The sequence below is a fragment of the Pseudomonas sp. TH37 genome, assembly GCF_016650735.1.
In the GTDB taxonomy this organism is placed as follows: Bacteria; Pseudomonadota; Gammaproteobacteria; order Pseudomonadales; family Pseudomonadaceae; genus Aquipseudomonas; species Aquipseudomonas farris.
In genome coordinates, this window is the sequence record NZ_JAEKFD010000008.1 from 39,635 (window position 1) to 61,147 (window position 21,513).

The window sequence follows — 21,513 nt, forward strand, 5'->3', positions numbered from 1 at the left end:
CTGACTATGACCCGCTCATTACGCATCTTCTACATCGCCCTGTTCCTGGTGACCTTGCTGGTCCTGGGCGTGTGGTCGGTACGCAGCTTCTTCGGTTTCAGTACCAACGCCGAAGCGACCGTGCTCAACGGTCGCTGGACCAAAGCCGTCGAGACGCACTACGACGAAGAGTTCCCGATCAAGCGCCTGGGCACCAACCTTTGGGCCGCGCTGGATTTCAAACTGTTCAACGAAGGTCGTCCGGGCGTAGTGCTCGGTCGCGATCAGTGGCTCTACAGCGATGAAGAGTTCCACCCGATCGTCAACGAAGAGTTGAACCTGCAAGGCAACTACGCGCTGGTCGAAGGCGTGCGCCAGACCTTGAAAAAACAAGGTGTGCAACTGGTGATGGCGATTGTCCCGGCCAAGACGCGTCTGTACCCGGAACACCTGGGTGAAGTGAAGCCGGCGAGTATCCACGCCAATCTGTACAAGGACTTCCACGCTCGTGTGGCGGCCAACAAGATCCTCGCCCCTGACCTGCTCGGCCCGCTGCAAAAGGCCAAGCAAGACGGTCAGCAAGTGTTCCTGCGCACCGACACCCACTGGACCCCGGAAGGCGCGCAAATCGCCGCCGAGACCCTGGCCAAAACCATTGCCGACAAGGCTCCGCTCAGCGGCGAACCGCAAAACTTCGTCACCGAACCTGCCGAGAAGGTGACGCACAAGGGTGACCTGCGGTTGTTCCTGCCGCTGGACCCGCTGTTCGAAAACCTGATGCCGGCACAAGAGCCATTGCAGAAGCGCAACACAGTGGCTGCCCAGGATCAGCCTGCCGGTGACGACGCCCTGTTCGCCAACACTGAAGTGCCGGTGGCCCTGATCGGCACCAGCTACAGCGCCAACCCGAACTGGAACTTCATCGGTGCGCTGAAAGAGGCACTGCACAGCGACGTGGTCAGCTACGCCGAAGACGGCCATGGCCCGATTCTGCCGATGCTCAGCTACCTGAAAAGCGACGCCTTCAAGAACAGCCCGCCACAAGTGCTGATCTGGGAGTTCCCTGAACGATATCTGCCTGTGAACAACGAAATCGGTGACGCCGACCCGCAGTGGGTCGCAGAGCTTAAACAAGCCGGCGCACGCCAACAAAACGTAGCTGCAAACACTAAATCCGAGACGCCCGACCGGGCGCAAAACTGAAAGAGAGGTACACCATGACTTTCACTACTACTCCTCGCCGTCTCGCTAAGACCTTTGCTCTCGTCGCTGGCATGAGCGTATTGTCCTTGCAGGCCTTCGCCGGTGACGGCGCGCTCTACGGCCCGACCGCACCGAAAGGCTCCAGTTTCGTGCGGGTCTTCAACGCCGGTAACGCTGAAGTCAGCGCCACCGTTGGCACCACCAACCTGAACGAAGTCGCGCCGCTGTCCAGCACCGACTTCAGCTTCATGCCGGGCGGCGATTACAGCGCCAAGGTCGGCAGCCAGACCCTGCCGGTGAAATTGGCCGGCGACCACTATTACACCCTGGTCAACAACGCCAGCGGCGCGCCACAACTGATCGAAGAGCCGCCATTCAAGAACAAGCAGAAATCCCTGGTTCGCGTACAGAACCTCAGCGACAAGGCCCTGACCCTGAAAACCGCCGACGGCAAGACCGAAGTGGTTCCGTCCGTAGCGGCCAAGGGCCGTGGCGAGCGTGAAATCAACCCGGTGAAAGTCAGCCTGGCACTGTACGACGGCGCCACCAAAGTCGGCGACGTGAAACCGGTTGCCCTGGAACGAGGCGAAGCCGCCGTGCTGTACGTCACCGGCAAAGGCAGCAGCCTGTCGCCAGTGTGGGTTAAACGCCCGGTTTCGACGCGCTAACACATTTGCCGGATTGACCCATTTCCTTGTGGGAGCGGGCTTGCCCGCGATGCAGACAACTCGGTGCAACAAGATACACCGAGGTGATGCCATCGCAGGCAAGCCAGCTCCCACAGAGGACCGAGGCGTCAATTCGGACACGGAACAAGAACAAGAGTGAAACGACAGAACGCAGTAGCTCTAACCAAATCGATTTAAGGAGTAACAACATGATTCCGGTGATCTTGTCAGGTGGTAGCGGCTCACGTCTTTGGCCGCTTTCGCGTAAGCAATTCCCCAAGCAATTCCTCGCCCTGACCGGCGAACACACGCTGTTCCAGCAAACCCTGGAACGCCTGGTGTTCGAAGGCATGGACACTCCGATCGTGGTCTGTAACAAGGAACACCGCTTCATCGTCAACGAGCAACTGAGTGCCCGCAATCTGGACACCCAGCGCATCCTGATGGAACCCTTCGGTCGCAACACAGCGCCGGCAGTGGCCCTGACCGCGATGATGCTGGTCAATGAAGGTCGCGACGAGTTGATGCTGGTGCTGCCGGCCGACCACGTGCTGGAAGACCAGAAAGCCCTGCAACGCGCACTGGCCCTGGCCACTGTGGCGGCCGAGCGTGGCGAGATGGTGCTGTTCGGCGTGCCGGCGACCAAACCGGAAACCGGTTACGGCTACATCAAGTCCACCAACGATGCCCTGCTGCCGGAAGGCGTCAGCCGTGTCTCGCACTTCGTCGAAAAACCCGACGTCAAACGCGCCACCGAATTCGTCCAGTCCGGTGGTTACTTCTGGAACAGCGGTATGTTCCTGTTCCGTGCCAGCCGCTTCCTCGAAGAGCTGAAAAAACACGATCCGGACATCTACGACACCTGCGTACTGACGCTGGAACGTAGCGCACAGGATGTCGACACCGTTGACATCGACGCCGCCACCTTCGCTTGCTGCCCGGACAATTCCATCGACTATTCGGTGATGGAAAAAACCCAGCGCGCCTGCGTAGTGCCGCTGACCGCAGGCTGGAGCGATGTCGGTTGCTGGTCGTCGCTGTGGGAAGTCAATGAAAAAGACGCCAACGGTAACGTCACCAAAGGCGACGTGGTCATCCAGGACAGCAAAAACTGCATGATCCACGGCAACGGCAAGCTGGTGTCGGTGATCGGCCTGGAAAACATCGTGGTCGTCGAAACCAAGGACGCCATGATGATCGTCCACAAGGACAAGGTCCAAGGCGTCAAACAGATGGTCAACACCCTCAACGAGCAGGGCCGTAGCGAAACCCAGAACCACTGCGAAGTCTATCGTCCGTGGGGCTCCTACGACTCGGTCGACATGGGCGGCCGTTTCCAGGTCAAGCGCATCTCGGTCAAGCCGGGCGCGTGCCTGTCGCTGCAAATGCACCACCACCGCGCCGAACACTGGATCGTGGTCAGCGGCACTGCTGAAGTGACCTGCGACGAAAACGTGTTCCTGCTGACTGAAAACCAGTCGACCTACATCCCGATCGCCTCGGTTCACCGTCTGCGCAACCCGGGCAAGATTCCACTCGAGATCATCGAAGTGCAATCGGGCAGCTATCTGGGTGAAGACGATATCGAGCGGTTTGAAGATATCTACGGTCGCTCTACCCCGATCGAACGCGGCGTGTCGGTGAAAACCATCGCGCAGTGATTTGACCGGTAAAAAATAAAAAGCCCCCGTCCAGCCCGCTGCGTCCCTATCCGCAGTGGGTTGGGCGGGGGCTTTTTTTGGGGATTTTCTTGCCTCCACTGGCCTCATCGCGAGCAGACTCGCTCCCACAGGGGATTTGCGTCGTTCGCCTAATCAGCGTCCGAACTCGGTCAATGTGGGAGCGAGCCTGCTCGCGATGGGGCCTGACCAGCCACCGCTGAATGAATGCCCATCGCCAATCCCACCTACGCTTAGGTAGGATGCTCTTTCCCTTCCCGAGGTTTCGCGTCATGTTCATCGGCGTTCTGCTGGTCATCACCTGGCTGATCCTGCTGCTGCGCTACCCGTCCAAGGCCGTGCCGGTTTCCATGGCCGCCGCTGTCGGATTGGGCCTGGTGGCGGTATGGGTATTCTGGCTGGACACCCGCGAGGTCAAGCAACTGGCGCGCCTTGAGCTGCGTATCACCTACGCGCCCGAGCACTGCCCGGCGGATCGCCCCTTGAAGCTGACGATGAACAACGGCAACGACGTTCCACTAACCGAACTGCGCTGGCGCATCGCCGCTTATGCACCGGGCGATACGGTCAATCTGGCTGACAATCAATACGCCGCACCGCGCTATCGCGGCCCAGGCGAATTGCAGGCCGGTGGCAATTGGGAAGACTGCTTGCCAATGCCGCCCCTGCGCCCCGGTTATCGCCCGCAAACCCTGGAGTTTCGCGCCGAGCGTTTGCAGGGTAGTTTCTCCGACTGATCCTCCCTTTTTTTGCACAAGGACCGCGCCATGCCCGTTGCGTTGATTACCGGTTGCTCCAGCGGCATTGGCCGCGCCCTCGCCGACGCCTTCAAAAGTGCCGGTTACGAAGTCTGGGCCAGCGCCCGCAAGGCTGAAGACGTAGCCGCTCTAACCGCCGCCGGGTTCACTGCCGTGCAACTGGACGTGAACGATGGCCCGGCCCTCGAACAACTGAGTGAGCGGATCAATCAACAGCGCGGCGGTCTTGATGTGCTGATCAACAACGCCGGCTATGGCGCCATGGGCCCCCTGCTCGATGGCGGTGTGCCGGCCATGCAACGGCAATTCGAAACCAACGTGTTTGCGATCGTCGGCGTCACTCGCGCGATGTTCCCGGTGCTGCGTCGCGCCAGGGGCCTGGTGGTGAACATCGGCAGCGTGTCCGGGGTTCTGGTCACGCCGTTTGCCGGCGCCTACTGCGCCTCGAAAGCCGCAGTGCATGCCTTGAGCGATGCGTTGCGCATGGAATTGGCACCGTTCGGGGTGCGGGTCATGGAAGTTCAGCCGGGGGCTATCGCGTCCAGTTTCGCGAAAAATGCCGGCAACGAAGCTGAGCAACTGATCACCGAGCAGTCGCCATGGTGGCCTCTGCGTGAAGGTATTCGTGCACGGGCCAAGGCGTCTCAGGACAAACCGACGCCAGCCAGTGAATTTGCCGCCGGTTTATTGAAGGCCGTGCAGCAGAATAAACCGCCGCGTCTGGTGCGTTTGGGTAACGGCAGCCGGGCGTTGCCGTTGATGGCGGGGTTGCTGCCCAAGGGGTTGTTGGAGTCGGGGTTGATGAAGCGGTTCGGGTTGAAGGGGCAACTCTAAGACTGAGTCGACATCATCGCGGGCAAGTCGAATCGTCGCACCGCCGCTCCCACAAGGTTCTACTGGGTAGCATAGATAGCATTCACACCAAAGATCACTGTGGGAGCGGGCTTGCCCGCGAAGACTTCAGGACAGACGCTGCAAAATTTCAGGAAACAACATGACCGAATACACCGAATACTTTGACGAAGTGATCCAGGCCCACATAGCCATCGAACAATGGTTGGCCGAGGAGCGAGACGAGTCCGAGCTAGAGCAATTGCTGACGCGTTTTTCGCCGCAGTTTTCCATGATCTCGCCGTTGGGCCGGGTGCTGGATTTCGAGGCGTTGAATGAATTGTTTCTGCTGGCGGGCGGAAAGAAGCTCGGGTTCAGGATTGAGCTCAGCGAGTTGCGAGGTGTCGCGCTGTATGACGGTGGCGCAGTGGTGAGTTACCGCGAGCAGCAGACCGATGCGACAGGGCTGCATTCTGATCGGCGATCCTCGGTGGTGTTTGAGAAACAGGCCGATGGCAAGGTGCTTTGGCGGCATTTGCATGAGACGTTTTGCAAGGAGTGAGACCGAGTTGCGTCCATCGCGAGCAGGCTCGCTCCCACGGGGGATTTTCGTCGTTCACCGAATCAGCGTCCGAACCCCATCAATGTGAGAGCGAGCCTGCTCGCGATGGGCGCGACTCGGTCTAACGGTTAGTTAACAACCACCGTACACGTAATCCCCGCCGCCAACAGCACGCCCTCTGGCACTTCATCAATGTGAATCCGCACCGGCACCCGCTGCGCCAGGCGCACCCAGTTGAAGGTCGGGTTCACGTCGGCGATCAGCTCGCGGCTTTCCGGGTTGTCGCGGTCATAGATGCCCCGAGAAATGCTTTCCACATGGCCCTTGAGCACTTCGCCGCTCATCAGTTGCATATCGGCTTTATCACCCACGCGCACGCGGGGCAGTTTGGTTTCTTCGAAGAAGCCATAAACCCAGAACGAGTTCATATCGACCACGGCCATTTTCGCTTCGCCGATGCGCGCATAGTCGCCGCGATGGACGTTGAGGTTGGTGACGTAGCCGTCCACCGCCGCGCGTACTTCCGTGCGTTTGAGGTTCAGTTCGGCGGCTTCCAGTTGCGCCTGGGCGTGCTGGTAATCAGCCAGGGCCGAGTCGGCGATGTTGGTGGCGTCGTCGCGGTTTTCCCTGGAGATCACCAAGTTGTCGAGGTCGGCGCGGCGATGGGCGTTGACCTTGCGCATCTCCCACGTGGCTTTGCGTGAGGCCACCAGCGACTGCGCCTGTTTCACCGCGATGCGGTAATGCTCGGGGTCGATGCGCATCAGCAAATCGCCCTTCTTCACTAGCTGGTTGTCGCGCACCGGCACGTCCACCACTTCACCGGTAACGTCGGCGGCGACGTTGATGATGTCGGCGCGCACCCGGCCATCGCGAGTCCAGGGTGTGTTCATGTAATGCACCCACAGGGTTCGGCCGATCCACAGGGCGAGGGCCAACACCAGCAGGGTCGCGAGCAGGCTGAAAAGCTTTTTCATCGGGGTGTTCTCAACGGTAAACAGTCAGCGCCAGGGCGCCGAACAGACAGGTAAACAGACTCAGACGCAGCAGCGCCGGGTGCCAGAAGAAGCGGTACAGATCGAACCCGGACAGGAACCTATCCAGCGCCCAGGCCAGCGCCGCCGCAATGAAAAACATCAGGGTCATGGTGGGCATGTACACGCCGTGGAAGGCGATTTCACGAGGCATGTTCAAGTCCTTGGGGCTTGGCGATGGCGTTGGCATTTATGTAACCGCCAAGTAGCGATTGCGGGTCGAGCAGCGAGGTGCGGATGAAGTGCAGGTAGCTTTTCACCCGGCGCAAGGCAGAGGTATCGAAGTGCGGTGCGAAGGGTTCGTCGGTGGCCTGCACACAGCTGATCGCGTGGTCGACCGCGACCAGAGCACGCTCCAGATTGCTCTGGCTCGGTTGCAGAAACAGTCGCACCTGCGAACGCCCCATCACCCGGATTGACTGACGCCACGGCTGGGATTCGGCGTACGCCGGGTGCACTGGCAGAATCGCCTGTTCCTTGCGCAACTCGATGATCGCGTGGCCGACTTCCAGCACCACGAACATCCAGCGCAGCAAGTCCCGTTGCACCTGCGGCTGTCCCGCTGCGAGGCCGTAGGCCTGGTGCAAGAGATCGCGAGTGCGACTTTCGAAACTCGACGCCAGGCCCTTGAGTTTGCCGCTGATGGCGTACACCACTTGCCCGCGCAAATCCTGCTCCAACCGCCGCCATAACCAACGGCTGTTGGGCGGCAGAATGATCGCCCCGGCCGCCGCGCACACCAGCATGCCCATGATCATCGCGATGTAGTCGTTGATGAAGGCGTAAGGGTTGTAAACCGTGAGGTTGTCCGGCACCGAACCGGAGCTGAAGAAGATCAGCAACCCCAGGCCAACCCCGGCGTATTGCGGCCGTGAAGTCAGGAACGCACCGACCACGATCACCGGCGCGAGCATCACGCACAGCAAGGGAAAACCGTCGATCAAGGGGAAGATGAAAAACATCTCGACGAAGCCGATCAGCGCCCCGAGCAACGTCCCGCAGGCCATCTGAAACGCCATGCGTTTGGGGTTCGGTGTCGCCGCTGAAAGGCCGACAGTAGCGGCAGCGATCAGGGTCATCGTCGCCCCACTCGGCCACGCGGTGGCGACCCAATAACTGCCGAGCACCACGAGAATGAACGTTGCACGAATGCCCGATGCCGCCGAGGCCAGCCAGTTGGTTTGCGGGGTGAAGGGCTCGTCCCAGCGTTCCCGTTCGTGGCTGTGATCGGCCAGGGACGCGTGGGTCTGTGCATAACTGTGCAGGTCGTCGACGAAGCGATAAAGCAGCTCGTAGGCGGTGTGAAAGTCCAGCTGCTCGGCGTCGCTCGGCTCACTCTCCTGAAAGGTCGCCCGCAGGCTGCGGACGCGCGCCGGCAAGTTTTCCTTATAGGTTGCCAAAGCGGTGGCCAGGCGTGCAGCGTCGGGGCTGGTCAAGGCGCGACCGCTGAAGCCGTCGAGCACTTCAGCCAGATCCTGTAACCCCGGTTTGATCGCCGCGACAACGTGATCGGTGCCGCTGCTGCGCAGGCGTTCGAGCAACTGATGCAGCGCATTGAAGCGCGTGGTAATGCCCATGAATTCGCTGTTCAAACGACTGAGCCGCCCGTTGCGCCGACGCATGTGCGGGTCTTCGAACACCGTGACGCTGCGCAGCCCTTCCAGGCCCACCGCCTCGGCGATAAACCGCACGTTGTTCGCTTCAAACGCCTCGCGCCGGCTGCGACCGCGCAGGCCATCGGTGACGAACAAGGCAAACACGCCGAAGCGCTGATACAAGGCATTGCGCATCGCGGCGCTGGCGGTTTGCGGCAGGATCGCGGCGCTCACAAGCGTCGAGCAGAGAATCCCCAGGGAGATTTCCAGCACACGCCAGACTGCCGCCATGAACGCGCCGTCGGGGTGAGCCAATGCAGGCAGCCCGACCATCGCCGCCGTATAACCGGCGAGCACAAATCCGTAGGCGCGGAAGTTGCGATAGCGCGCCGCGCCGGCCGAGCAGAGGCCGACCCAGATCGCCAGCGAGCCGAGGAACAGTTCGGTGTTCTGCGCAAACAAGGCAATCAACGCGACCATCACTGCCGACCCGGCCAACGTGCCGAGGAAGCGATAGAAACTCTTGGCGAACACTTGGCCGCTTTGCGGTTGCATGACGATGAACACGGTGATCATCGCGGTGCGCGGTTGCGGCAACTCAAGGCGCATGGCCAGCCACAGGGTCAGGAACGCCGCGAACAGCACCTTGAAAATGTACACCCAGGTCACGCCGTCGCTGCGTGCCCAGTCGAAGAACCCCCGGCGCCATTCAAGGGAATACAGCCAGCGCAAAGGTGCGGGCAAGGGAGTCATGGAATTTTGCTCATTGAGATTCGGTTACGACGCAGAACCTGTGGGAGCGGGCTTGCCCGCGACGGCGGTGTATCAGGCACCATCAATGTCGGATGTGATGACGCCATCGCGGGCAAGTCGGATCGCCGCACCGCCGCTCCCACAGGTTTTGTGTTCAATTTGAGAGGCTGTTAAGAAGGGCCGGGGTTTTCGGTGCATCGGTCTGGCTGTCTTCCGGCACGTCGTTGCCCGCCCCAAGCCCACCGCCAAGCGCCGTCACCAGCTCGGCATGAGCACTCAAGCGTGCGGCCTGAACCTGCTGTTGCACCTGTTGCTGCTTGAACAGCAACGTCTGCGCATTGAGCACATTGAGGTAATCGGTGAGCCCGCGCTGATAGGCGATCATCGCGATGTCGTAGGTCTTCTGCGCCGTGGCCACCGACTCGGCGGCGAAGGCTTGTTGCTTGTCCATCGACTCGCGGCGAATCAGCTGGTCGGAGATGTTCTTCAGCGCGTTGACCAGCGTCTGGTTGTACTTGGCCACCGCGATGTCATAACCCGCCGAGGCTTCGCCCAGCTCCGAGCGCAAGCGGCCGCCATCGAAGATCGGCAACGAAATCGCCGGGCCGACGCTGTAGTTGAGCTTCTTGCCGGTCAAAAACTCCAGCGCCCCGCCGCCGGTGGCCATGTAGCCGAGGCTGCCGACCAGATCGACGTTGGGGTAGAAGCCGGCGTGGGCAACATCGATGCCCCGCGCCTGCGCCGCCACTTGCCAGCGACTGGCGACCACGTCCGGGCGCTGGCCGAGCAGTTGCGCCGGCAAAGACGACGGCAACTTCAGCGCCGCGCCCAACGACAGCGTTGGTCGTTGCAACTGCGCGCCCTCCCCCGGCCCCTTACCCGCCAGAGCGGCGAGTTGGTTGCGGCTTAGAGCAATTTCCTCGTCCAGCGCATCGATTTGCCGATGGGTTTCCGGCAATGGTGTTTCGGCTTGGCTGACCTCGAAATGGGTGCCGATGCCGCCGTCCAGACGTTTCTGTGCCAGGTCGAGAATTTGCTGTTGCTGCTTCAAGGTCGCCGCGACGATGTCCCGTTGTGCGTAATGCAACGAGAGCTCGATGTAGGCGCGCACGATGTTGTTCTGCAATTCGAGCTGGGCCTGCCGCGCCTCGGCGGCGCTCATGTGGGCCATGTCCACGGCGCGTTCGGTGGCGTTGCTTTCGCGTCCCCAAAGGTCGAGTGCATAGCTGAAGCCCAGCGCGGCGTTGTTGTCCCAGGTGGTGGTGTTGGCCAACTCGCCGGGGCCGTAGAACTGATCGGTGGGCCAGTTGTGGCGCTTGAGAGTGGATTGGCCATTGATCTGCAATGATTCGGCGGACTCGGCAATGCCGGCCATGGACCGCGCCTGACGCACTCGCGCCGCGGCCATGGCCATGCTCGGGCTATCCTGCAGTGCGAGGTCGATCCAGCGGTTCAGTTGCGGGTCGCCGTAGGCTTGCCACCATTGAGTGGTGGGCCAATGAGCGTCTTGCGCGGCGCTCTGAATGGCGTCGTCGGTGGCCAATGAATTGGCCTCCAGTGCCTTGCCTTGCGGGGCAATACCTTCTGTGCCGATGCAGCCACTGATTGCCAGGGTTAAAGCCAAAACACTGAGCGTCTTGAGCGCTCTGTTGATGCGACGCGGCACTGCTGCGATTTCCTGAGGTGGGAGAGGTACGGAGAACGTGTGGGAACGGCTTTTTGTGGCGAGGGGGCTTGCCCCCGTTCGGCTGCGCAGCAGTCGTAAGCCGGTCACCGCATTCTGATTGAAGATCGCAGTGACTGGTTTTAGGGTCGCTTCGCAACCCAACGGGGGCAAGCCCCCTCGCCACACAAGCCCATCCCTACCGAGGCGCAATTCTAGGGGTGGGCTCTGTTGGCGATAAGCTGGGAATCCTGTGAATCTTTGTTACCGTTAACGCGATAATCCCTTGGTCGCGTCTTTAGTCGCCTGTAAAGAATCAGCAACTTCGTGTCACAATTTGCCATTCGCCAAGAGAGCACCCCATGGACACTTTGCAAAACATGCGCGCCTTCAGTTACGTGGCCGAGGCCGGCAGCTTCACCGCCGCCGCCGTGCAACTCGACACCACCACGGCCAACGTCTCGCGCGCGGTCTCCAACCTGGAAGCCCACCTGCAAACCCGTCTGCTCAACCGCACCACCCGCCGCATCGCTCTGACCGAGGCCGGCAAGCGCTACTTATTGCGTTGCGAGCAGATCCTGGCCTACGTCGAAGAAGCCGAAGCCGAGGCCAGCGACGCCCATGCGCGCCCGGCCGGGCAACTCAAGGTGCACACCATGACCGGCATCGGTCAGCACTTCGTGATCGACGCTATCGCCCGCTACCGCAAAACCCACCCGGACGTGACCTTCGACCTGACCATGGCCAACCGCGTGCCGGATCTGCTCGACGAGGGCTACGACGTGTCCATCGTGCTCGCCAGCGAACTGCCGGACTCGGGCTTCGTCTCCCAACGTTTGGGCATCACCTACAGCATCGTTTGCGCATCGCCCGCCTATGTAAAAGCCAACGGTTGCGCACACAAACCCAGCGATTTGCTCAACCACGCCTGCCTGCGCCTGGTAAGCCCGGTCATCCCGCTGGAAAAATGGACCTTCGACGGCCCCGACGGCCAGGAAATGGTCACCATTAATAGTTCGCCGTTTTTGGTGAACTCCGCTGATGCAATGAAGACTGCAATCACCAGTGGCATGGGAGTTGGCGTTTTACCGGTGTATGCGGCGATTGAAGGGCTGCGTAACGGCACGCTGGTGCGGGTGATGCCGAACTACCGTTCGCAGGAACTGAATCTGTATGCGATTTATCCGTCGCGGCAGTATCTGGATGCGAAGATCAAGACGTGGGTCGAGTACTTGCGCGGGTCGTTGCCGGAGATATTGGCGGCGCATCAGGCGGAATTGGCGGCGTATGAATTGAGTGGGAGTTTGGGTGTGGTTCGGTTGGCGAATTAACCCATTGCGTAGCATTGGCTTATGGCAAAGGAATGCCAAAATCATCGCTTCGATAGCCAATCAATATAAATAACCTGTCAGATCTGACAGTAGACGAAGTATCTCTTCGAATGGAAACTCCATGAGCAATTTCATTTTTCATTCGAAGGGATACGAGTATGAATATTTATTACACGGGTTCAAATAAAAACTCCAGTTCCGCCACCGGCCAACTGATCGCCAAAATTCACAACAACTTTAAGTTCACCGACTACGATGGAACACCTACTATTTTTGTCACTGATGGAGAGGTGGTTATTTTACACACCAGGCATCAAATCAGTGAAACCGAATGGAATGACATCACCATGAGGTTCCCGGCAAACATTGAAAACAAACGATACGAATTTCAATCGGACGATGTTTTACAGCCCCCTACCTTCATCGAAAGCTGGGCCGACCCCGATGGTGGATCATGGCACCGACCTTACTACCCGAAAAAGGATGTCGGGCATATCACGTTCGATTTCAACTTTAAGGTTGGAACACTCAAGGCCACCTTCAACTTTACGATCATGGACGGTATAAAAAGTCATCAAGTGATTGGCGAAATTAATGTTGAAAATCTGGAGCATATAAAACCCGGACAGCGACATCTGGAAAAGCTATTCGAGTAATCGGCAGCCTGTTGAACACTCACATGTCGTCCAGGGAGAGCCGTCGGCTCTTCCTACAGACGGGGTGATTTTTGAGGGCGTTTCCGACAAGTTTTGACGGTTGTTGCTTCGGAAGCGAAGTGGGTAGGCTTTAGGGGTCGCTGCCAAATCAGTGACCAGGCTTGGAAACCTGATATTCCCATCACAGCACATGGCATACTGCGGCGCTTTTTTCTGCACGCAATTCCTTGTTATGGCGGCTGTGCGCGGGAGACCTTCGGGTCTGCCGGGTTGGATGGGATTTCCGGTTTTCCAGACCGCGCATGGCTGCCACCCTTCGCTTGGAAACGAAAATAGCAGCTCTATAATCCTGTCATAGAGTAATTCCCATGATCAAAGAAACACCGAATCCCCCGGAAACCGACGACGTTTCCCCCTACGAATCCCCCAATTCCAAAAAACTCAACGAAGCCGCTGAACGCGCGTTGAATCACTACCTCAATCCCGCGGCCCTCAAATCACCGACCATCCGCAAACCCAGTACGATGTATATGCTCGCACCGGCGATCAAGGACGAAGACCTGTTGGCCCACACCTGTGAGTCGTTGGCCCAGGCCAGTGTGATGGCCAGCAATTTTGCGACCTATCTGGAAGGCCCGCATCGGAATACGGCCATGGCGATTCAGCAGATCGTCATGCTGGCTGAGCTGGCGGTGAACCGGATGCTGGATAACCTCAACGTACCAAATTCCGCGCCACACAGCTGATCCCCTTGTAGGAGCGAACTGTGGCGAGGGGGCTTGCCCCCGTTTGAGTGCGTAGCACTCACACGATTTTTGGTACATCAGAGATTTTGGGGCTGCTTCGCAACCCAACGGGGGCAAGCCCCCTCGCCACAGGTCGCTCCTACAGTTTTGGATGCCGTACACCCGGCAATTCGAGCGCTCGCATAATGTCCGGGAAGAATGTTAGCGTGCTTGGCATTCTCCAAGCCCGACGAGCCGCCTCCAATGAAAAAAACCGTCCTCGCCTTCAGCCGTATCACCCCACCGATGATCGAACGTCTGCAACAAGACTTCGACGTGATCGTGCCGAACCCGAAAAACGGCGACATCAACGCCCAGTTCAATGAAGCCCTGCCCCACGCCCACGGCCTGATCGGCGTCGGTCGCAAACTCGGTCGCGCGCAGCTGGAAAATGCCGAAAAACTTGAAGTGGTCTCCAGCGTCTCGGTCGGCTACGACAACTACGACCTCGCCTACTTCAACGAACGCGGGATCATGCTCACCAACACCCCCGACGTCCTCACCGAAAGCACCGCCGACCTGGCCTTCGCCTTGCTCATGAGCAGCGCCCGCCGCGTCGCCGAGCTGGATGTATGGACCAAGGCCGGCCAATGGCAAGCCACCGTCGGCGCGCCGTTGTTCGGCAGCGATGTGCATGGCAAAACCTTAGGGATTGTCGGCATGGGTAACATCGGCGCGGCCATCGCCCGTCGCGGTCGGCTGGGCTTCAACATGCCGATTATCTACAGCGGCAACAGCCGCAAGACCGAACTGGAACAGGAGCTCGGTGCGCAGTTCCGCAGCCTCGACCAGCTGCTGGCAGAAGCCGATTTCGTCTGCCTGGTGGTGCCGCTCAGCGAAAAAACCAGACACTTGATCAGCCACCGCGAACTGGCGCTGATGAAACCGAGCGCCATTCTGGTGAACATCGCCCGCGGCCCCGTAGTGGACGAACCGGCGCTGATCGAAGCGCTGCAAAACAACCGGATTCGCGGCGCTGGCCTGGACGTCTACGAGAAAGAACCGCTGGCCGAATCGCCATTGTTCCAACTGAAAAACGCCGTGACCTTGCCGCACATCGGCTCGGCGACTCACGAAACCCGTGAGGCCATGGCCAACCGTGCCTTGGCCAACTTGCGCAGTGCCTTGTTGGGTGAGCGGCCGCAAGATCTGGTGAACCCACAAGTGTGGAAAGGCTGACTAAATAAGGGCAGGCGGTTCAAACGCCTGCCCGCGATGTTTCCCGATGCCCCAATCAAACTACAAATAATAAATCGCGCACAAACATCACACACTTTGAAATTCAGTCATACGCCAAAAAACCAGTCAGCACTATAGACTCTCCTTACTTACCCGGCCGTAACGGGAACCCACCAAGGAGCACAACTATCTTGCACCCTCTAAACACCGACCAAATTATCAGAATCAGCAAAACAGCCCTTATGTTTTTTGTGAGCCTATTTGGTTTACTCATGATGTATAGCAACTTCACCGACTATGCTACCAACTACGAATACGTCGGGCACGTCCTGAGCATGGACACCACTCGAGAGAGCCTTAAATATAGTAATCGAGCCATCACCTCCCCCATGCTCCATCACCGAATCTACTGGATCATCATCACACTTGAAGTCATTTACACCGTCTTTTGCCTCATGGGCACTTATCAACTACTGAGAAATATTAACAAGGACGCTGAGCTATTCCATGAGACAAAGAAGTTCGCACTCCTCGGATTACTGATCGCTATTTGCATTTATTACGTAGGCCTGCAAGTTGTCGGCGTTGAGTGGTTCAACATGGACCTTTCGGAAAAATGGAACTATAAGGACTGGGCGCGACATATCGTCGATTTCATATTTCCACTGCTGATCTATATTGCAGTTCGGATCGAGCGCTGAACGTGATCCGAACCGATCTTCAGCGCGTCAGGCCAACTTACCGTTACCTTGCATCACCGGGGCCTTGGGTTTACGGAACACCAGCACATTCCCCAACATCACCAGCACCAGCCCCACCAGTGCCGGCGCCGTCCATTGATAGCCTTCGACAAACGCCGACACGTTCAGCGCCACCACCGGAAAGAGTACGGTGCAATACGCCGCCCGTTCCGGCCCCATGCGTCCGACCAGCGTCAGGTAGGCGGTGAAGCCGATCACCGAACCCGGGATCACCAGGTACAGCAACGAGCCGATATAGCGGGCATTCCATTCCATGTCGAACGGGATGCCTTTGACCAGGCACCACGCCGACAACATCGCCGCGCCGTAAGCCATGCCCCAGGCGTTGGTGGTCAGGGGTTTCAGGCCAGCCTTCTGTTGCAGACTCGACAGCATATTGCCGGCCGAGAAACACAAGGTGCCGAGCAACGCCAGACCCAAACCGAGCAAGGTTTCGGGGCTGGCGGTATGACCGGCCAGCTCTGGCCAGAACAACAGGCCCAATCCGAGCAACCCCAGTGCGCCGCCCATCAGCACGTTACGGGCAATTTTCTGGCCGAAGAACACCCGCGCATTGAAGGCGTTCCACAGTGTGGCGGTGGAAAACACCACGGCGACCAGACCGCTGGGGATCCATTGGCTGGCGGTGAGGAAGCACATGAAGTTGATGCAGAACAAACACAGACCCTGAGCCAGGCAAATCAGATGCCCGCGACGGTTCATCACTTGCAGACGCCGGCTGAGCAGCAACATCACGAACAGCACCAGCGCAGCGAGGCCGAAGCGATAAACGATCGACACCGGAATCGCTACCACGCCCAGTTGCCATTTCAAGGCAATCCAGGTGGTACCCCAGATCAGCACGGTCAGCAGGTATAACGAGAGGTTCATGGCCAGGCTCCTGAATAGGCCTTCAGTGTCCGGCGCGCAATCCTTTTGCACTTGCATAAACTTGCGCTTTTGTCGGCCGGCGGGCTGGCAGGTCAACGTCTACGGAGTAGGATGCAAAGCGTTGGAGAGAACCGATCATGGCCGCACTGGAAACCCTGCAAGTCTTTCAAGCGCTTAACCGCTCGCCCAATGCTCGCCTGGAGCACAGCGCCGAGCTCGGTGACGGCATGGCTGCGGCTTTGTGGAACAACCACCATGACGCCCAGGACTACGAAGCGCCGAGCCATCACACCTTGTCCTGCTACATCGCCGGCGGCACCGGCACCTTTCGCCGCGACCAGCCCGGTACCAAGGGCGGCCCGGACAAGCTGTGCATTCTGCCGGCCGACCATCAGTCAGGCTGGGTGATCAATGGCGATATTCGCCTGGCCCACCTGTATTTTAGCCCCGAACAATTTGCCCTTGGCTGCGTCACGCTGCTGGATCGCGAACCGCGGGAATTGCAGTTACGCGAGCGCACGTTCCTTGAAGACCCGCAGCAAGCCCGGCGCTTTCGACAGTTGATCGCCCTCAACTGGGATGAACCGGGTGAACGTCTACTCACCAGCAGCCTGGCCCACGAAATGCTCAGCCATGCCCTGCTCAGCCAGGTCGGCGTGCGTGAGGGCTTGCGCCTCAAAGGTGGATTGGCGGCGCATCAACGACGGCAGTTGGTGGAATTCATCGACCATCAAATGGCCGAAGCAATCAGCCTCGGGCAGTTGGCGGCATTGTGTGCGCTGTCGGAATACCACTTTGCGCGGATGTTTCGTGTGAGCTTCGGTCTGCCGCCGCATCAGTATGTGCTGGCTCGGCGACTGAGCCGCGCGCAAGAGTTACTGCGCGGGACGTCGCAGCCGTTGGGGGATATTGCGTTGGCCTGTGGGTTTGCCAGTGCCAGCCATTTCACCAACCGGTTTCGCCAGGCGCTGGGTGGTACGCCCGGGGAATATCGGCAGGCGTTTTTGCGGTAGCGCTGCAAGCCATTGGATTTTCGGTGCCTATGCTCGCGAAGAACGATGACGCGGTCTCCAGATCATCGGATCAGAGAAACCGGCCAGGAGCCGATTGCCGGATGCAGCCTCCGCCCCTACAATGCGAACAATTCTTGTTCTCTAACGTATCGAAATACGTCCGGAGCGGATCCGTTGTCGTCAGCCACTACCGTCGAAGTCCTTTATCACGCCCATCACAACTGGCTCACCGGTTGGCTGCGGCGCAAACTCGGCTGCCCTGACAGCGCCGCGGATCTGGCTCAGGACACATTCATTCGAGTGCTGACGGCACGGCAAACGCCCCAAATCATCGAACCGCGGGCGTTCCTCACCACCATCGCCAAGCGTGTGCTGTTCAATCATTACCGCCGTCAGGATCTGGAGCGCGCCTATCTCGATGCGCTGGCGCAGATGCCGGAAATCGTCGCGCCGTCGGAGGAAGATCGGGCGATCATCCTGCAAACGCTGATGGAGCTCGACCAGTTGCTCGACGGTTTGCCGCGCCTGGTCAAACGCACCTTTCTGCTGGCTCAGGTCGATGGTTTGACTTATCCACAGATCGCCGCCGAACTGGGTATTTCCATCGCGACGGTCAAACGGCACCTGAACAAAGCGGCGATGCGCTGCTACTTCGCACTATGAACAGCCCTGCGGATTTTTCCTCTCAAGTGGCCGAGCAGGCCGTGCACTGGTGGATGGAAATCCAACAAGGGCCGTTGAACCCGCGCCAGCAAATCGCCTGGCAGCAATGGCTCGACGCTCACGGTGAACATCGACGGGCCTGGGAACATATTCAGCGAGTCAATCAACGCTTGCGCGGTTTGTCTTCACCGCTGGCCCACGCCGCCCTCAACGCTCCGAAATCCGCCGGCCGTCGTCAGGCATTGAAGCTGTTGCTGATTCTCGGCGCGGGTTCTGCAGTCACCTGGAGCATGCGTGAACACAATCCGCTGACGCCTTTGCTGGCCGACTACCGCAGCCCGATCGGCCAGCGACGTAAAGTGCCGCTCGGCGATGGCAGCCAAGTACAGCTCAACACCGCCAGTTCGGTCGATGTGCGAATCGAAGGTCAGCAACGGCTGATCCGCTTGCTCGAAGGCGAAATGCTGCTGACCGCCGCCCAGGCGTTTCAAGTACAGACCGCACAAGGCCTGTTGAAAACCCAAGGTGGGCGGCTGAACGTGCGGCAGTTTGCCGATCACACTGAGGTGGCGGTGTTCGAAGGCAGCGTCGAATTGACGCCCGATGGCGGCGCGCCGCTGATGCTGCAAACCGCCCGGCAGTTGAGCTTCGGCGCACGCGGCATCAGCGCTCCCCTGCCACTGGACGCCAACAGCGGCGCCTGGGCCGACGGCATGCTGGTGGCTGCGCACATGCGCCTGGGGGATTTCCTCGATGAACTCGGTCGCTATCGCCGGGGGCAGCTCAATTGCGCGACGAATGTCGCCGATCTGCTGATCTCCGGGACTTATCCACTGGACGACAGCGAGCGGATCCTTGATCTGCTGGAAATCAGTTTGCCGGTGAAGGTGAGGCGGTTTACCCGGTATTGGGTGACGGTCGAGGCACGGGCCTAGTGATCGTTCCCACGCAGAGCGTGGGAACGATCTTCACAGCAAGATCAAAAAAAGTGAGCCGTTTTTCAGATCTGGCGTGACAGAGAAGGAAAGCCCCCTTGATTCAACCTTCTCAGGATCGCCCTCCATGCAACCCACCCGTCTCACACCTATGGCTCGCACCTTGCGCCAACTCTTGCTGGGCGCCAGCCTGAGCTTCGGCGTTCTGCCATTGGTGCATGCCGCTGATGCCAAGCCGTACCACATCGCACCGTCCTCGCTGGAGAACGCACTTAACCAGTTTGGCCGTGAAGCCGGCGTGCTGATCTCCTTTGGCTCGCAGGTCACCAGCGGTGTGCAGAGTCGCGGCCTGGAAGGCAACTACACCCCTTCGCAGGGTTTGAGCGCGTTGCTCGAAGGCACCGGCCTGCAAGCTCGCGCCGAGGGCAACAATGCCTTCAGCCTGCAACCGGCGGGTGATGCGGCGCTGGAGCTGGACACCTCTAAAGTGGTCGGCGACTGGCTCGGCGATGCAGCTCAAACCAACGTCTTCGAACATCCCGGCGCTCGCGACGTGATCCGCCGCGAAGAATTCGAACGCCAGGGCGCGACTCAGGCCAGGGACGTGCTCAATCGCATCCCGGGGGTCAACGCGCCAGACAACAACGGCACCGGCAGCCATGACATGGCACTGAACTTCGGCATTCGCGGGCTCAACCCACGGCTGGCTTCACGCTCCACGGTATTGATGGACGGCATTCCGGTGCCCTTCGCACCTTATGGTCAGCCGCAGTTGTCGTTTGCGCCGATCAGCATGGGCAATATGGACGCGGTCGACGTGGTGCGCGGCGGCGGCGCGGTGCGCTACGGGCCGCAGAACGTGGGCGGTGTGGTCAACTTCGTGACCCGCGCCATTCCCGATGAGTCGACGGTCAAGGGCGGCTTCCAGACCGAAACCAGTCCATCGTCCAGCCATGACGGCTTCAAAACCACCGGTAATTTGCTGGCCGGCGGCACGGCCGATAACGGTCTGGGCGGCGCGATTCTGTACTCGGGCACCCGCGGCGGTGACTGGCGCGAACACAGCGACACCGAAATCGACGACCTGATCCTCAAGGGCAAATACCAGCTTGATGACGCCAACAGCTTCAACGCCATAGCCCAGTACTACGAAGGCAAGGCGGACATGCCCGGCGGGCTGAACGTCGCCGATTACGACGCCGATCCGTACCAGTCGACCCGCCCAAAAGACCAATTCTGGGGCCGCCGCACGATGTTCAATTTCGGCTATCGCTATCAGGAAGATCGCCGCGAGTTCACCGCCAATACCTTCTTCACCAAAACCCTGCGCAGCGGTTATCTGGACCAGGGCACGTTCCTCTCACTATCACCTCGTGAATACTGGGTCCGCGGCCTGGAAACCCGTTTCGCCCAAGGCTTCGATCTCGGCCAGACCAGCCATGAAGTCGGCGTCGGCTATCGCTACATCAACGAGGCCGGCCACGAACTGCGCTACCGCACGCCGATCGCCAGCAACGAATACCCAACCACCAGCAGTCGCAACGACCGCGATACCCGGGGCGGCACCGAGGCCAATGCGTTCTTTGTCGATGACCGGATCGATATCGGCAAGTGGACGATTACGCCGGGCATCCGCTACGAAATGATCAAATCGCAGCAGACCAACAACCTGACCAACGTGAAATACAAAGGTGACTACAACACCGCCCTGCCGGCGTTGAATGTGCTCTATCACCTGACCGACAGCTGGAACCTCTACGCCAATACCGAAGGATCGTTCGGCAGCGTGCAGTACAGCCAGATGCCTAACCGGGTGACCAGCGGCGAAGTCAAACCGGAGAAGGCGCGCACCTGGGAGCTGGGTACCCGTTACGACAACGGCGCGTTGCGGGCAGAGATTGGTGCGTTCCTGATCAACTTCGACAACCAGTATGAAAGCAATCAAACCAACGACTCGGTGATCGCCCGAGGCGAAACACGCCATCAAGGCATCGAAACCAGCATCAACTACGCTCTCGACGACTTGAGCCCGGCGCTGGCCGGTTTCGATGTGTACGCGACATACGCCTATGTGGACGCGACCATCCGCGAAGACGGGGCGAACAAGGGTAATCGTGTGCCGTTCTCCTCGAAACACAAAGGCACGCTCGGCGTCGGTTATACCGAAGGCGCGTGGAAACTGAACCTGGACAGCAGCTATCAGAGTGATCAGTTCGCTGACAACGCCAACACCTCGGCCGAAAGCGCCGATGGCAGCACCGGCAAGATTGCGGGGTACATGTTGTTCAGCAGTCGCGCGGCGTATGACTTCGGGCCGAAGTTGTCGGACCTGAACGTGGCGGTGGGGGTGAAGAACATCTTCAACCACCAGTACTTCACCCGCTCGTTCGATGACAACAACAAGGGCAAGTACGTGGGAGAACCGCGGACGGTGTATGTGCAGACTTCGGTCGCTTTTTGATTACTGGCCCCGGGGCTGAGGTCTGACACTTTGTGGCGAGGGAGCTTGCTCCCGCTCGGCTGCGAAGCAGTCGTGAAACCTGCTAACTAGATTTGCCTGACACACCGCACTGGATGGTTTTGGGGCCGCTTCGC

General features: G+C 59.4%; 20 protein-coding genes. 15 read left to right on the top strand and 5 right to left on the bottom strand.

What is annotated here, in order from left to right:
• Positions 1-6: 6 nt before the first annotated feature.
• The 6 genes from JFU11_RS19825 to JFU11_RS19850 all read left to right on the top strand — a co-directional run bounded on the left by JFU11_RS19825 (position 7) and on the right by JFU11_RS19850 (position 5,680).
• Positions 7-1,182: an alginate O-acetyltransferase gene (locus JFU11_RS19825; RefSeq protein WP_123719947.1), complete on the top strand. Its 1,176-nt coding sequence runs from the start codon at positions 7-9 to the stop codon at positions 1,180-1,182.
• A gap of 14 nt (positions 1,183-1,196) precedes the next feature.
• Complete coding sequence (locus tag JFU11_RS19830) at positions 1,197-1,850, top strand: alginate O-acetyltransferase AlgF (RefSeq protein ID WP_201061883.1); 654 nt, start codon at positions 1,197-1,199, stop codon at positions 1,848-1,850.
• 209 nt (positions 1,851-2,059) lie between these two features.
• Positions 2,060-3,511, top strand: a complete 1,452-nt coding sequence (locus JFU11_RS19835) for a mannose-1-phosphate guanylyltransferase/mannose-6-phosphate isomerase (protein WP_123719949.1) — start codon at positions 2,060-2,062, stop codon at positions 3,509-3,511.
• Positions 3,512-3,801: 290 nt separating this feature from the next.
• Positions 3,802-4,266, top strand: a complete 465-nt coding sequence (locus tag JFU11_RS19840; protein ID WP_008070465.1) for a hypothetical protein — start codon at positions 3,802-3,804, stop codon at positions 4,264-4,266.
• Between the two features lie 30 nt (positions 4,267-4,296).
• The gene (locus JFU11_RS19845; RefSeq protein ID WP_201061884.1) at positions 4,297-5,121 is read left to right on the top strand and encodes an SDR family oxidoreductase; all 825 of its coding nucleotides are present in this window, start codon (positions 4,297-4,299) and stop codon (positions 5,119-5,121) included.
• Positions 5,122-5,281: 160 nt separating this feature from the next.
• Entirely contained in the window at positions 5,282-5,680 is a 399-nt protein-coding gene (locus JFU11_RS19850) for a DUF4440 domain-containing protein (protein ID WP_123719951.1), read from the top strand.
• Positions 5,681-5,808: 128 nt separating this feature from the next.
• Here the strand turns inward: JFU11_RS19850 and JFU11_RS19855 are convergent, their stop codons facing one another.
• The 4 genes from JFU11_RS19855 to JFU11_RS19870 form a co-directional block, all read right to left on the bottom strand.
• The gene (locus JFU11_RS19855; RefSeq protein WP_123719952.1) at positions 5,809-6,657 is read right to left on the bottom strand and encodes an HlyD family secretion protein; all 849 of its coding nucleotides are present in this window, start codon (positions 6,655-6,657) and stop codon (positions 5,809-5,811) included.
• A 10-nt stretch (positions 6,658-6,667) separates the two neighbouring features.
• Positions 6,668-6,868, bottom strand: coding sequence for a DUF1656 domain-containing protein (locus tag JFU11_RS19860; RefSeq protein ID WP_007896379.1), 201 nt, complete (start codon positions 6,866-6,868; stop codon positions 6,668-6,670).
• Positions 6,858-9,062: an FUSC family protein gene (locus tag JFU11_RS19865; RefSeq protein ID WP_201061886.1), complete on the bottom strand. Its 2,205-nt coding sequence runs from the start codon at positions 9,060-9,062 to the stop codon at positions 6,858-6,860. The genes JFU11_RS19860 and JFU11_RS19865 overlap by 11 nt, the downstream gene beginning before the upstream one ends.
• A gap of 154 nt (positions 9,063-9,216) precedes the next feature.
• Positions 9,217-10,728 carry an efflux transporter outer membrane subunit gene (locus JFU11_RS19870; protein ID WP_201061887.1) on the bottom strand — a complete coding sequence of 504 codons (1,512 nt, stop codon included), beginning with the start codon at positions 10,726-10,728 and terminating at the stop codon, positions 9,217-9,219.
• Positions 10,729-11,087: 359 nt separating this feature from the next.
• On the opposite strand from JFU11_RS19870, the gene JFU11_RS19875 reads away from it, so the two are divergent.
• The 5 genes from JFU11_RS19875 to JFU11_RS19895 all read left to right on the top strand — a co-directional run bounded on the left by JFU11_RS19875 (position 11,088) and on the right by JFU11_RS19895 (position 15,377).
• Positions 11,088-12,056 (top strand): LysR family transcriptional regulator, encoded by a 969-nt coding sequence (locus JFU11_RS19875; protein WP_201061888.1) that lies wholly within the window; start codon positions 11,088-11,090, stop codon positions 12,054-12,056.
• A gap of 158 nt (positions 12,057-12,214) precedes the next feature.
• Positions 12,215-12,712: a hypothetical protein gene (locus JFU11_RS19880; protein WP_123719956.1), complete on the top strand. Its 498-nt coding sequence runs from the start codon at positions 12,215-12,217 to the stop codon at positions 12,710-12,712.
• Positions 12,713-13,080: 368 nt separating this feature from the next.
• Complete coding sequence (locus JFU11_RS19885) at positions 13,081-13,458, top strand: DUF6124 family protein (protein ID WP_123719957.1); 378 nt, start codon at positions 13,081-13,083, stop codon at positions 13,456-13,458.
• Between the two features lie 243 nt (positions 13,459-13,701).
• Complete coding sequence (locus tag JFU11_RS19890) at positions 13,702-14,676, top strand: D-glycerate dehydrogenase (RefSeq protein WP_123719958.1); 975 nt, start codon at positions 13,702-13,704, stop codon at positions 14,674-14,676.
• 191 nt (positions 14,677-14,867) lie between these two features.
• On the top strand, positions 14,868-15,377 hold the full coding sequence (locus tag JFU11_RS19895; RefSeq protein ID WP_201061889.1) for a DUF2165 domain-containing protein: 510 nt from the start codon (positions 14,868-14,870) through the stop codon (positions 15,375-15,377).
• Positions 15,378-15,404: 27 nt separating this feature from the next.
• On the opposite strand, the gene JFU11_RS19900 is transcribed toward JFU11_RS19895, so the two are convergent.
• Positions 15,405-16,307 carry a DMT family transporter gene (locus JFU11_RS19900; RefSeq protein WP_123719960.1) on the bottom strand — a complete coding sequence of 301 codons (903 nt, stop codon included), beginning with the start codon at positions 16,305-16,307 and terminating at the stop codon, positions 15,405-15,407.
• Between the two features lie 137 nt (positions 16,308-16,444).
• Here JFU11_RS19900 and JFU11_RS19905 point away from each other — a divergent pair, with 137 nt between their 5' ends.
• From JFU11_RS19905 to fecA, 4 genes are all read left to right on the top strand, one after another.
• Positions 16,445-17,320: an AraC family transcriptional regulator gene (locus JFU11_RS19905; protein ID WP_123719961.1), complete on the top strand. Its 876-nt coding sequence runs from the start codon at positions 16,445-16,447 to the stop codon at positions 17,318-17,320.
• A gap of 174 nt (positions 17,321-17,494) precedes the next feature.
• Positions 17,495-17,983: a sigma-70 family RNA polymerase sigma factor gene (locus JFU11_RS19910; RefSeq protein WP_123719962.1), complete on the top strand. Its 489-nt coding sequence runs from the start codon at positions 17,495-17,497 to the stop codon at positions 17,981-17,983.
• Positions 17,980-18,918, top strand: coding sequence for a FecR family protein (locus tag JFU11_RS19915; RefSeq protein ID WP_201061891.1), 939 nt, complete (start codon positions 17,980-17,982; stop codon positions 18,916-18,918). Before JFU11_RS19910 ends, JFU11_RS19915 begins: the two co-directional genes overlap by 4 nt.
• A gap of 127 nt (positions 18,919-19,045) precedes the next feature.
• Positions 19,046-21,379: a TonB-dependent Fe(3+) dicitrate receptor FecA gene (fecA, locus tag JFU11_RS19920; RefSeq protein WP_201061892.1), complete on the top strand. Its 2,334-nt coding sequence runs from the start codon at positions 19,046-19,048 to the stop codon at positions 21,377-21,379.
• The last annotated feature ends 134 nt before the right edge of the window (positions 21,380-21,513 follow it).

Coding starts and splice junctions, on each gene's coding strand:
- JFU11_RS19825 (WP_123719947.1), top strand. CDS start 7: ATGACCCGCTCATTACGCATCTTCTACATCGCCCTGTTCCTGGTGACC.
- JFU11_RS19830 (WP_201061883.1), top strand. CDS start 1,197: ATGACTTTCACTACTACTCCTCGCCGTCTCGCTAAGACCTTTGCTCTC.
- JFU11_RS19835 (WP_123719949.1), top strand. CDS start 2,060: ATGATTCCGGTGATCTTGTCAGGTGGTAGCGGCTCACGTCTTTGGCCG.
- JFU11_RS19840 (WP_008070465.1), top strand. CDS start 3,802: ATGTTCATCGGCGTTCTGCTGGTCATCACCTGGCTGATCCTGCTGCTG.
- JFU11_RS19845 (WP_201061884.1), top strand. CDS start 4,297: ATGCCCGTTGCGTTGATTACCGGTTGCTCCAGCGGCATTGGCCGCGCC.
- JFU11_RS19850 (WP_123719951.1), top strand. CDS start 5,282: ATGACCGAATACACCGAATACTTTGACGAAGTGATCCAGGCCCACATA.
- JFU11_RS19855 (WP_123719952.1), bottom strand. CDS start 6,657: ATGAAAAAGCTTTTCAGCCTGCTCGCGACCCTGCTGGTGTTGGCCCTC.
- JFU11_RS19860 (WP_007896379.1), bottom strand. CDS start 6,868: ATGCCTCGTGAAATCGCCTTCCACGGCGTGTACATGCCCACCATGACC.
- JFU11_RS19865 (WP_201061886.1), bottom strand. CDS start 9,062: ATGACTCCCTTGCCCGCACCTTTGCGCTGGCTGTATTCCCTTGAATGG.
- JFU11_RS19875 (WP_201061888.1), top strand. CDS start 11,088: ATGGACACTTTGCAAAACATGCGCGCCTTCAGTTACGTGGCCGAGGCC.
- JFU11_RS19880 (WP_123719956.1), top strand. CDS start 12,215: ATGAATATTTATTACACGGGTTCAAATAAAAACTCCAGTTCCGCCACC.
- JFU11_RS19885 (WP_123719957.1), top strand. CDS start 13,081: ATGATCAAAGAAACACCGAATCCCCCGGAAACCGACGACGTTTCCCCC.
- JFU11_RS19890 (WP_123719958.1), top strand. CDS start 13,702: ATGAAAAAAACCGTCCTCGCCTTCAGCCGTATCACCCCACCGATGATC.
- JFU11_RS19900 (WP_123719960.1), bottom strand. CDS start 16,307: ATGAACCTCTCGTTATACCTGCTGACCGTGCTGATCTGGGGTACCACC.
- JFU11_RS19905 (WP_123719961.1), top strand. CDS start 16,445: ATGGCCGCACTGGAAACCCTGCAAGTCTTTCAAGCGCTTAACCGCTCG.
- JFU11_RS19915 (WP_201061891.1), top strand. CDS start 17,980: ATGAACAGCCCTGCGGATTTTTCCTCTCAAGTGGCCGAGCAGGCCGTG.
- fecA (WP_201061892.1), top strand. CDS start 19,046: ATGCAACCCACCCGTCTCACACCTATGGCTCGCACCTTGCGCCAACTC.